Origin of the sequence: Perlabentimonas gracilis (genome assembly GCF_011174675.1) — a bacterium.
Taxonomy (GTDB): domain Bacteria; phylum Bacteroidota; class Bacteroidia; order Bacteroidales; family Tenuifilaceae; genus Perlabentimonas; species Perlabentimonas gracilis.
Window position 1 is genome coordinate 1 of record NZ_JAANIG010000062.1, and the last position, 12,231, is coordinate 12,231.

The window sequence follows — 12,231 nt, forward strand, 5'->3', positions numbered from 1 at the left end:
AAACACATAAAATAATATTTCCTAATGTACAAAGGACGCAACCAACCTCTTTAGGCACTTAAAACTCTAGGCAATTTATGAACTTTCTCATTGGTCTTCTGTCTTCTGTCTTCTGTCTTCTGACTTCTGACTTCTGACTTTTAAACCCTAAACCGACAGATCGATGGGTGTCACTACATTCTACTGGGCACATCAATACCCAATAACCACATGGCTTGGCGAATGACATTGGCTACCTCACGTGATAGCACAAGCCTCAACCCCCTTACCAATTCGTTAGATTCCTTAATAATTGTATAGTCATGATAAAACTGATTATACTCCTTAACCAGCTCATATGCAAAATTTGCAGCTAGGGCTGGACTTAGTTGCTCGCCCGCCTGTTGAACCACACTGGGAAACATATGCAGCATTTTTATAAGCTCGCGCTCCTTTTCGCCGATATCAACCTTATCGACAGTGGTGGGTACCTCAATACCAGCATCCGCTGCCTTACGCAGAACGGACTGGATTCGAGCATGGGTGTACTGTATGAAAGGGCCAGTATTCCCGTTAAAATCGATGGATTCCTTTGGGTTAAAGGTCATATTTTTCTTGGGATCGACCTTTAGAATAAAATACTTAAGTGCACCCAATCCTACCATGTTAACAATATCATTGGCCTCCTGCTCGGTTAGCTCATCGAGTTTGCCCAGCTCCTGCGACATTTCACGGGCAGTTGCCTTCATCTCGTCAACCAAGTCATCGGCATCTACAACGGTTCCCTCGCGCGACTTCATCTTGCCCTCGGGCAGCTGAACCATTCCGTACGAAAGATGGTAAAGATGATTGGACCAGTCGTACCCAAGCTTCGATAAAATCAACCTAAGCACTTGGAAATGATACTCCTGCTCATTGCCCACTACGTAGATATGATCATCTAAATGATACTCGGAGAAGCGCTGAACCGCTGTACCTAGATCTTGGGTCATATAAACTGATGTTCCATCAGCGCGGAGCAGCAGCTTTTCGTCGAGCCCATCGGCCAATAAGTCACACCAAACAGAGCCATTCTCTTTCTTGTGAAACACACCCTTATCTAACCCCTCAGCAACTATCTTTTTACCCAGCAAATAGGTTTCGGACTCGTGATAAATCTTATCGAACTCAATACCAAGCGCTTTATAGGTCACATCGAAGCCATCGTACACCCAGCCATTCATAGTGCTCCAAAGTTGGTACACCTCAGGATCCTTAGCCTCCCATTTACGTAGCATCTCCTGTGCTTCAATCATCAAGGGTGCTTGTGCTTTAGCCTCGTCTTCCGATAAGCCCTTACTTTTTAGTTCCTCAATCTGCTTTTTATACTCCCTATCGAAAATTACGTAGTAATCGCCCACCAGATGATCCCCTTTTTTACCGCTACTCGCTGGGGTTTCACCATTCCCAAAACGTTGCCATGCAATCATCGATTTGCATATATGAATGCCCCTATCGTTCACAAGGTTTACCTTAAGCACCTTGTGCCCGTTGGCCTCAAGCACACGTGAAATGGAGTACCCCAAAAGGTTATTACGAATATGACCAAGGTGAAGGGGCTTATTGGTGTTTGGGGAGGAGAACTCCACCATTTTAACCGTTGCCGATGATTCTGGCTTGGCAAAGCCAAAGTTGGGTGTTTGGGCAGCGGTGTTCAGCATATTGCACCAAAAAGCGGGGCTAAAGCTTATATTTAAAAATCCTTTGATAACATTGTACGAGTCGACTGTTTCAACCGATTTTTGAAGGTGTTCACCTATCTCATGAGCGGTATCCTCTGGTTTCTTTTTTGAAATTTTCAGAAGTGGGAAAACCACAAGGGTAAAATCGCCATCAAATTCGCGTTTGGTTTTGGCTATTTGTAACTGTTCTTCGCTGGGTGTTACTCCATAAAGCGTTTGGAGGGATTGCCTAACGGCATCGGCAAGGTATTTCTCAATATTCATTATATAATTATTTTGGCTTGCAAAGATAATAAACTCTGAGCGAGATAGTGAAGCACAACGAAAAAAGGGAGGGCAAAAGATGCGCCTCCCCAGTTATAACATTATTATTCTGCTACTCAGCAGGCATAGAAACTGAATTCACATCAACAGTAATTTCCTGCAGGCGCTGAGCCACCTCCTGAGGTATTCCCTTTTGATATCTGCCTCCCAGGTGTGTTGCAAGAAACTTCTCCATGGCAGCAATAAAGGCCATATTGTTAACCGGACGAACAAATCCATGCCCCTCGTCGGGAGCACTGATATACTCCACAGGAAATCCCCTGTCGCGTAGAGCTATCACAATCTGATCCGATTCGGCCTTCCGAACACGAGGGTCATTCTCGCCCTGAACAACCAGCAAGGGAGCTGCTATCTTATCGGCCGAGAATAATGGTGACTGCTGCTTAAGCCTGGCAACACCCTCATCGCTATTAGGGTTACCTATACGCTCGTAAAAACTGGTACGAATTGATTCCCAGTAGGGTGGTATCGAATTCAATAGGGTTAATAGATTTGATGGGCCAACGAACGAAACGCCGCATGCATACAAATCGGGGGTAAAGGCAAGGCCAGCCAGGGTTGCGTAGCCTCCGTAAGAGGTACCAAAGATACCGATCCTATCTTTATCAACTACCCCCTTTTCAATCAAGTACTTAACACCCCAGGTAATATCATCCTGCATCATATCGCCCCATTGGCCATTACCCGCATTAAGGAATTGCTTACCAAACCCTCTCGATCCTCTGAAATTAGGTTGTAGCACAGCATAGCCCCTATTGGCCAAGAATTGCACGTACGAATTGTAAGTCCACCTGTCGCGAGCCCAAGGCCCCCCATGAGGCAGCACAACAAGGGGTAGCTGTTCTTCACCAAATCCTTTGGGGATGGTTAGATATGCCTGTATCTCTAGCCCATCGGACGAAGGATAGGTTATGCTCTTCATCTTTGAGAGATGCTCTGTTGGTAAGGTTGAGCGAGGATTATACTGAAATGTTAACTCCTCTGTGGTCATATCGTAGATGTAGATATCGCTCGGATTGGTATCGGACCAAACGCTCACTAGCCAATACCGCTCATTGCTTGTTGCTCCGTATAGGTTTACCTCAAAGCCCTCGAATTTGCTTTGCAAACTCCTAAAGTGTCTCTCAAAATCACTATTCTTAAAATATCTTCGGGTGTAGGCATTGGTGTAGGTTGTATAGAGGGGCTCAAAAGTTTTGTCGGAAAGGACTAACCTCCCAAAATCGGCCTTACCATCGGGATCGCCCTCAACCAACTGAAGCTTTGCCGTTTCAATATTCATTAGGTACAGCTGGGTGAGATCTAAGTCCTCGCCCACGTTCGAAACCATATAAAAGTGCTTGTTATCCTTAGTAAAAGCTATAGGGTAGGCTGTTTCGAACATTGTAGATGAGAAGAGTAAGGTTTGTCCCTTGGAATCCATTCGCCAAAGTTCATTGGTTCCATCAACGCGCGAGCGCTTTGCTAGTCGTAGGTTATCATCATGGTCGAAAACCCAATCGGTGTACCTACTATTGTTCTCCTTTAGTAGCTTAAGTTCACCCGTCGAAATTTTAAGGCTATACAAATCATGCCACACCTTGTCGCGATCGTTAAGACCAATAAACATCAAATCATGATCCTTGCGCGATATGTGGTAAATCTGCACCCTAACATCCTGAAGATTTGTAAGGTTACGGGCATCAGGGATTTCCCCTTCGGTAGCCACCTTGGGGTTTATGGCATAAACATTAAAGTTTTCATCTCCTGCATTATCCTGTATAAAAAGGATGTACTTACCATCGCCCGACCAAAAATAGCTACGGATTGGTCTATCGACCTTAGCAGTAATTGGCAAGGCCTTGTCGAATGAAGCATTCCTGGGTTTAACCCATATATTACGTGTATCGTTGTAGGGCTTTAAAAAGGCTATATACTCACCATCGGGCGATAGCTTGCCGCTGGAGATCTCCGGGTCGCCAAAGAACAACTCCCTATCAATAAGGGGTGGTTGACCAATTTTTCCGCAGCCAGCAAAGGCTACTATTAAAGTAATTAGTAATGGAAGTGCTCTCAATCTCATCTCTAAATTTTTTGTACTGAAAAGCTTACCGTTTAGCTTTTTTGTAATTTCAATTGCTTTGACAACTCAAACCAGCATAAGTTTAAAAAAAGTTGGAAGTTGCGATGTAAAAACGATGTAATTTTTTAAGCATACTACACTTGTAGCTTAATACAAAAACAAGGGGTTACCCCTTTGAGCAACCCCTTAAGGTTATTTTTAGATAAGTTTACTTAACTCATATTCTTTCCGTGGCACGACTTGTATTTCTTTCCACTGCCACATGGGCAAGGGTCGTTCCTCCCAACCTTCTTCTCTACCCTAACTGGTTCGCGACTCTTTTCCTGCGTATTTGCTGATGCTTGAAGGGCATCGGTACGGCTAGTTTCGTACTTGCTCATATCGAGCTTTCGACGCTCCTTGGCTTCCTGAACTTGGCTAGGATCGCGGAGTGGAATATGAGCTTTAAGCAATATGGAAATTACATCGCGGTTAATCTTATCAATCATATTCTTGAAAAGCTCATAGGCCTCAAACTTGTATATTAACAGAGGATCCTTCTGCTCATATGCCGCATTCTGCACGCTCTGCTTGAGCTCGTCCATCTCGCGCAGGTGCTCCTTCCAGTAATCATCAATAATATAAAGGATAATGGTTTTGCTAAATGAGCGGGCTAACTCCTTTGCACCCGACTCGTAAGCTTTCTTGAGGTTGGTAACAATTTGGAAAACCTTTTGCCCATCGGAAATTGGAACAACTATATTCTCGTAGATGGCCGATTGTTTCTCAAAAACATCCTTAATTACGGGATAAGCCTGGCGGGCAATACCTTCGACCTTTCGCTCGTACGATTCGAGCGCTGCACGGTAAACCTTTTCGGTAAGCACATCGGGCGAATCCTGCATGAACTCCTTCTCGCTGAAAGGAGCCTCGATGGATAGATTACGGATAAGCTCCATCTTAAAATCATCGAACTCAACATTTCCATGGGTATCGTTTATAATGGCCGTGCTCACATCGTACAGCATGTTGGCCACATCCACATCAATGCGCTCGCCATATAGGGCGTTTCGGCGGCGGGTATAAATTACCTCACGCTGCGAGTTCATCACATCGTCGTACTCAAGCAAACGCTTACGAATACCGAAGTTGTTCTCCTCCACCTTTTTCTGGGCACGCTCAATGGATTTGGAAATCATGGAGTGCTGAATCACCTCACCCTCCTTAAGGCCAAGCCTATCCATTACACGGGCAATACGATCGGAACCAAATAGACGCATCAAATCGTCCTCGAGCGAAACAAAGAATTGCGAAGTTCCGGGATCGCCCTGACGACCGGCACGACCGCGCAGCTGGCGGTCGACACGACGCGACTCATGGCGTTCGGTACCAATGATGGCCAAACCTCCCGCTTGTTTCACCTCTGCCGATAGCTTGATGTCGGTACCCCTACCCGCCATGTTGGTGGCAATGGTAACGGTTTTAGCTCGTCCCGCTTCGGCCACAATATCGGCCTCGCGCTGGTGTAGCTTGGCGTTAAGCACGTTGTGCTTAATACCCTTCATCTTAAGCATTCGGCTTAGCAACTCCGATATCTCAACCGATGTGGTACCCACCAAAACAGGTCGATTGGCATTTACTAGTACTTCTATCTCGTCGATTACTGCCACGTACTTCTCGCGCTTGGTTTTGTACACCAAGTCCTCCATATCCTTACGCACTATGGCTCTATTGGTGGGGATTACCACCACATCCAACTTGTAGATTGACCATAGCTCGCCCGCCTCGGTTTCGGCAGTACCGGTCATACCAGCAAGCTTGTGGTACATACGGAAGTAGTTCTGTAGCGTAACGGTGGCAAAGGTTTGGGTTGCTGCCTCAATCTTAACCCGCTCCTTAGCTTCAATAGCCTGATGAAGGCCATCGGAATAGCGACGCCCCTCGAGTATACGGCCTGTTTGCTCATCAACAATCTTCACCTTGTTGTCCATCACCACGTACTCCACGTCCTTCTCGAACATGGTGTATGCTTTTAGCAGCTGATGCACGGTATGTACCCTTTCGGATTTGATGGAGAAATCACGTATTAGCACCTCCTTAGCCTCAATCTTTTTCTGAGGCGAGAGGTCGTTCTTCTCTATCTCGGCTATTTCGCTGCCAATATCTGGCAGAATAAAAAACTTTGCATCCTCGGCAGCAGAGGTAATCAGATCGATACCTTTGTCGGTTAGCTCCACCGAGTTCTGCTTCTCATCAACAACAAAAAACAGATCGTCGGTAACGATATGCATATTCTTGTTGTTCTCCTGCATGTAAAAGTTCTCGGTCTTAAGCAGCAGTGCCTTTATTCCCTGCTCGCTAAGGTATTTAATCAATGGTTTATACTTTGGAAAGCCTTTGAAAGCCCTAAGCAGGATTTTGCCACCCTCCTCGTTCTTGCCCTCACCAATTAGCCTTTTGGCATCGGCAAGCAGCTGGGTAACCATATTGCGCTGAGCAGCAACTAGTTTTTCGACCTTGGGCTTGTACTCCTCAAACAGCTGGTCGTCGCCCTTGGGCACTGGACCCGAAATAATCAGAGGGGTACGGGCATCGTCAATAAGAACCGAGTCAACCTCATCGACTATAGCATAATGGTGCTTACGCTGAACCAGGTCGGCTGGGGCAATGGCCATATTATCGCGGAGGTAGTCGAAACCAAACTCGTTGTTAGTACCAAAGGTGATATCGGCTAGGTAAGCATTACGACGTTCCTCGCTATTGGGCTGGTGCTTATCGATACAGTCGACAGAAAGGCCATGGAATTGATATAGAGGCCCCATCCATTCGGAGTCACGACGGGCAAGGTAATCGTTAACGGTAACCAGGTGTACCCCCATCCCCGCAATGGCATTGAGGAATACAGGGAGTGTTGCCACAAGGGTTTTACCCTCACCTGTAGCCATCTCCGATATCTTACCCTGATGCAGAACTACACCACCAATAAGCTGCACATCGTAGTGCACCATATCCCACTGTATCTCGTTTCCACCCGCTACCCATCGGTTTTTATATATTGCCTTATCGCCTTCGATGGTCACAAAATCGCGGTTGGCTCCCAGGTTACGATCGAATTCGGTGGCTGTAACGGTAATGGTATCGTTCTCTTTGAAACGACGAGCGGTTTCCTTCATTATGGCAAAGGCCTCGGGAAGAATCTCGTCGAGAACCTCCTCCACCTTGTCGTCAATCAACTTCTTTAGCTTATCAATCTCGTTGGACAGATTCTCCTTCTCGTCGAATCCAAGCTCACTCGATTCCATCTTGGCCTTCATCTCCTCGATGGATTTCTGATCTTCGGCAATATGGTTTCGAACCTTAAGCTTTAGCTTATCCGTTTCGGCCCTTAGCTCATCATTGCTGAGCGATTCTAATCGAGGGTAAACGGCTTTAATTCTCTCAAGATATGGGGCGAGCTCCTTAAGGTCACGTTGAGCTTTATCGCCAAAAAGTTTCGATAAAATTTTGTCTACTACACCCATGGGTTTATGCTGTTTAAATGTTGGTCTCTACTTTTTGTAATTAATAACCTGCAAATTTAACAGAAATTTTAGGAGTTGAAGAAACCTTAGCATTAAAATGGGTTAATAAAACTAAATTAGATTTACTCCTTGAGCGCCATAGGCCATACGCATAGGCTGAGGCCATATGCCCACCTGCACCTCACCAATATGCTCCTTACGTAGCAAAAACATACACAGCCGCGACTGACCAATGCCCCCGCCAATGGTTTGTGGTAGCTTTTCTGATAGCAACATTTGATGATACAGAAGATGTACACGCTCCTCGCATCCGCATAGCGCAAGTTGACGAAGCATGGAAAGTTTATTGATCCTAATGCCCATGGATGATATTTCGAAAGCCGAGCTAAGCACAGGATTCCAAACAACTATATCGCCATTAAGCCCAGTAAAACCATTGGAGGTAGTTGTACTCCAATCGTCGTAATCGGGGGCACGGCCATCGTGAGGCTCACCATTGCTTAACTTATCGCCAATGCCAATAATAAAAACAGCACCAAGTTCCTGCGCAATTTTGTGCTCGCGCTCCTTAGGTGTTAGCAAAGGGTATCGATCTAGAAGATCCTGCGAATGTATTGGGGTAATCAGTGGTGGAAGAATGGGCCGAAGCTGCGAGTAGGCCTCACAAACCTGCCTTTCCGTTTCAAGCATTGCCTTGTATATCAAATCAACTGTAGAAATGAGGTAGTCGAGATTTCGCTGCTCCAAGCCAATTACCTTTTCCCAGTCCCACTGATCCACAAAGATTGAATGGATGGGCGAAAGGGTTTCGTCGGGTCGTAGTGCCTTCATATCGGTAACAATCCCCTGACCTACATCCAATCCAAGCTGCTGAAGCCGAATCCGCTTCCATTTGGCAAGCGACTGAACCACAACCCCCTGGCTTGCCCCCATGCTAGGCATTGGGAAAGAAACGGCTCGTTCCACACCATTCAAATCGTCGTTAATTCCCGTATTTGCTTCAACAGCAATGGGGGCAGTTACTTTAAATAGATTAAGATTTTGTACCAAGGCCGACGAGAACGTGGTTTTTACCAAATCAATGGCCATCTCGGTTTCTAAACCGCTCATAATAGGCGATTTTGCAGAGGTCTTAACGATTGAAGTTTGCATCTTAAAAGATAAATTTTGGGTTAATAAAAAAAGCCCGCTACAGGCGGGCTACGATTATATAAATGCAACAACCAACCCGCTGGTTTAGGGGTAATTATTGGTGTTATTATTTATTTGATATGTGCTTACCATAAATTATTATAAAAAAAACCCTCCGGTTGGGGAGGGCTTAGATTTGCTTTTATTCTTTTTAGTGGTTGCAACCTAACAATACCCCTCCGTAGCGAATTGGTTATTATTCGCATTTACACTTAGGTTATAATTAGTTGCAAGAATCATTCTTGTTAATATTTTTACAAATATATGCATTTTTAGTTGCGTTACAGCATCTTTTACAAAGATTTCTCACCCCGCTACTCTTCATTAGGTTAGACTCATAAATGCTAATGAAATTAAGATGGGTTGGGCTAGGCAATGCCATCTTTTGTGGCAAAAAGCCAATCTGAACATACTTCGTTCCACCCCAAATCTTCGTATCTTTGCAGTATAAAAAACATTACATGCCTCAAAAAACAATCCCCATACGACCCGCGCTAGAGTTCTTTGTCCCCGACCTGTCGGAGGAGTTAAAACTACCCTTGGTTAACGCCTATATCAATGCTGGTTTTCCCTCGCCTGCCGACGACTATCTGGAAAGCAAGCTCGACCTAAACAAGCTGCTGATACAACACCCTAGTTCCACCTTCTTTGCCCGGGTTAGAGGCAACTCTATGATTGATGTGGGCATACACGATGGAGATATCTTAATCATCGACAAATCGCTGGAAACCAAACACAACTCGGTGCTGGTTTGCTTTATCGATGGGGAGTTTACAGTGAAGAAAATAAGAAAGCTAAATGGCGATTTTTACCTGATGCCCGAAAATAAAGATTTTGAACCCATAAAGATTCAGAAAGATTCCGATTTTAGGCTGTGGGGCGTGGTAACCCATTGTATTCATAAATTTTAGGCCAATGTACGCGCTGGTAGATTGCAATAACTTTTACGTATCGTGCGAGCGGATATTCAACCCGCGGCTCGAGAGCGTTCCTGTGGTGGTGCTCTCGAACAACGATGGCTGCATCATTTCGCGCTCCAACGAGGCCAAAGCCCTTGGGCTAAAGATGGGCGAGCCCGTATTTAAACGCAAAGAGCTAATTGAACAGCACAAGGTAAAGGTATTCTCATCGAACTACGCCCTATATGGCGATATTTCGCACAGGGTGATGAATACGCTTAGAGACTTCTCCCCATTTGTAGAGATTTACTCCATCGACGAGGCCTTCCTTGATTTGCAAGGGATTAATGCTGACCTCACCGCCTACGGGGAAAATATCAAAAAAACAATTCAAAAAAATATTGGAATGCCCATTGGCGTGGGCATTGCACCAACCAAAAGCCTTGCAAAAATTGCCAACCGAATTGCCAAGAAACGCAACGGAGTTTTCGCCATTGAGTCGGATAATCAGCGCCTATGGGCGCTTGCCAATACTCCTGTTGAAGATATTTGGGGCGTGGGCCGACGATATGCTGTGCTACTAAAAAAGCATGGAGTAAGCACAGCGCTAGATTTTACCAACCTTAGCACCGACTGGATACGTAGGCACATGACCGTACAGGGACACAGGCTAAAGGAGGAGCTACAGGGCAAATCCTGCATCGATTTGGAAACCGTGATGCAGCCCAAGAAGAACATTGCCACCACCAGAGCCTTTGGCAAGAAGCTATCGGATATTGAGCAGATTAAGGAGTCGGTATCGTCGCACGCAACCAGCTGCGCCGCCAAGCTACGGAGGCAAAAATCGGTGGCTCGTTTTGTTACCGTTTTTATTCATACCGACCCCTTTTCGGAAACACAAAAATACGTTTCGCGCAGCATCACGGTAACGCTACCCGAAGCATCGAACTCCGACTTTGTGCTGGCCAAGGCCGCCATTGCCGGGCTACATAAAATTTTTATACCCAACCTATTGTACAAAAAGGCAGGTGTGATTGTTAGCGAGATTGGCCCCGAGAGCGCCATACAGCGCAACCTGTTTGAGAGTTACGATACCGAAAGGCTAAACTCCGTTTCGCAAGTAACTGATTATTTAAATGCCAGATATGGTAAGAGCACTGTTAAGCTGGCCGTGCAGGGAGGTAGCCGCGACTGGAAGCTAAAGCAGGAGAAACTCTCGCCCAATTACACCACCCGCTGGGAGGATTTGATGGAGGTTTTTTAGAAGAGTCTTTAGCTAACTAGCCATAAAATAGGTCTCTATTTGAGTTGAAAAAATTAGTCAAACTCATCGAAAAAAATTACATTTGTGTTATGAGCAAATACGAAAACATACTAAATAAGATAAAGGTTGCTGTTTATTCCATAGCTCCAAATGCAGAAATTTATCTGTACGGCTCAAGAGCAAGAAAGACAGCAAAGAAGAACTCCGATTGGGACATTCTAATCCTATTGAACATACCTAGCATCAGTTTTGAATTTGAAAAACAACTAATTAATGTTTTATATGATGTGGAAATTGAAACAGGTGAAGTAATTTCGCCTGTTATATACACTAAGAAAGAGTGGAGTGAGCGATTTCATATAACTCCTCTATTCGAAAACATTACTCTTGACGGAATCAGATTGTAATGAAAGAAGCACTTGAAAACCATATTAAATACAGGATTGAGCGTGCGTGGGATACTCTAGATGATGCAAGAATATTAGCTGCAAATAATAAATGGAATTCTGCAATTAATAGGCTTTACTATGCAACCTATTACGCTGTAATGGCTTTGCTTTTAAAAAATGGTTTAAAAACTGGAACTCATAACGGAGCTAAAACAAATTTCACTAAACATTTCATTAAAACAGAGATTATTGAAAAAGAACTGGGAACTCTGTATGCTCAACTTTTCACTTGGAGGCAAAAAGGTGATTACGACGATCTATTTGATTTCAACGAGAATAAGGTAATGCCACTATTTGAACCAACAGAAAAATTTATCGAAAAAATTGAATCATTGATTCGAAATCAATCTGCAACTTGACAAAATCGATTTTTTTATCCCTTATTAACCCAAAATATCAAACCCAAACATATTACATATTCACATCTCAACTAAATATGAAACGAAGCACTGCAACCATAGCCTGGATATTCTACATTACAGGATTAATACCAATACTTCTTTTTGTTTTTAATGAATATATCAAGGTTAGCACCTTTCCCCTTATTAGCTTTAGCTTAGTAATGGTTATCCCGTGGATAATTTGTATTGTTGATTACATTAAGATGGATGAAAAAAAAGACTACCTGTGGCTGATTATCCTAATAACATTTAGTTTGCCAAGCATACCAGTACATCTGGTGAAGCGGAGAGTAAAATCGGAATAAAAAGGATTTGGCAACTCTGGCTATAACCCAAAACAAAAGAGGGTGTCCAAAAACGGATTCCCTCTTTTTTGTTCAACAAAACACTGATTGTCAGTAAAATAGTTGTGGAATAATTTGGCTATATGCTTGATGTTTA

Annotated in this window: 9 protein-coding genes; 5 read left to right on the top strand and 4 right to left on the bottom strand. The window is 44.3% G+C overall.

The window, feature by feature from the left end:
- Positions 1 to 173 precede the first annotated feature (173 nt).
- From argS to asnA, 4 genes are all read right to left on the bottom strand, one after another.
- Positions 174 to 1,964, bottom strand: coding sequence for an arginine--tRNA ligase (argS, locus tag G8O23_RS16340; protein ID WP_166366823.1), 1,791 nt, complete (start codon positions 1,962 to 1,964; stop codon positions 174 to 176).
- Between the two features lie 112 nt (positions 1,965 to 2,076).
- Complete coding sequence (locus tag G8O23_RS16345; protein WP_166366825.1) at positions 2,077 to 4,086, bottom strand: S9 family peptidase; 2,010 nt, start codon at positions 4,084 to 4,086, stop codon at positions 2,077 to 2,079.
- Between the two features lie 212 nt (positions 4,087 to 4,298).
- On the bottom strand, positions 4,299 to 7,586 hold the full coding sequence (gene secA, locus G8O23_RS16350; protein ID WP_166366827.1) for a preprotein translocase subunit SecA: 3,288 nt from the start codon (positions 7,584 to 7,586) through the stop codon (positions 4,299 to 4,301).
- 111 nt (positions 7,587 to 7,697) lie between these two features.
- Positions 7,698 to 8,696, bottom strand: a complete 999-nt coding sequence (asnA, locus tag G8O23_RS16355; RefSeq protein ID WP_166366829.1) for an aspartate--ammonia ligase — start codon at positions 8,694 to 8,696, stop codon at positions 7,698 to 7,700.
- A 542-nt stretch (positions 8,697 to 9,238) separates the two neighbouring features.
- On the opposite strand from asnA, the gene G8O23_RS16360 reads away from it, so the two are divergent.
- The 5 genes from G8O23_RS16360 (at position 9,239) to G8O23_RS16380 (ending at position 12,095) form a co-directional block, all read left to right on the top strand.
- Positions 9,239 to 9,688, top strand: a complete 450-nt coding sequence (locus tag G8O23_RS16360; RefSeq protein WP_166366831.1) for a LexA family protein — start codon at positions 9,239 to 9,241, stop codon at positions 9,686 to 9,688.
- A 4-nt stretch (positions 9,689 to 9,692) separates the two neighbouring features.
- Positions 9,693 to 10,940, top strand: a complete 1,248-nt coding sequence (locus G8O23_RS16365) for a Y-family DNA polymerase (protein ID WP_166366833.1) — start codon at positions 9,693 to 9,695, stop codon at positions 10,938 to 10,940.
- An 89-nt stretch (positions 10,941 to 11,029) separates the two neighbouring features.
- Positions 11,030 to 11,347, top strand: a complete 318-nt coding sequence (locus G8O23_RS16370; RefSeq protein ID WP_166366835.1) for a nucleotidyltransferase domain-containing protein — start codon at positions 11,030 to 11,032, stop codon at positions 11,345 to 11,347.
- The gene (locus tag G8O23_RS16375; RefSeq protein WP_166366837.1) at positions 11,347 to 11,748 is read left to right on the top strand and encodes a HEPN domain-containing protein; all 402 of its coding nucleotides are present in this window, start codon (positions 11,347 to 11,349) and stop codon (positions 11,746 to 11,748) included. The genes G8O23_RS16370 and G8O23_RS16375 overlap by 1 nt, the downstream gene beginning before the upstream one ends.
- 77 nt (positions 11,749 to 11,825) lie before the next feature.
- Positions 11,826 to 12,095 carry a hypothetical protein gene (locus tag G8O23_RS16380; RefSeq protein WP_166366839.1) on the top strand — a complete coding sequence of 90 codons (270 nt, stop codon included), beginning with the start codon at positions 11,826 to 11,828 and terminating at the stop codon, positions 12,093 to 12,095.
- Positions 12,096 to 12,231 lie beyond the last annotated feature (136 nt).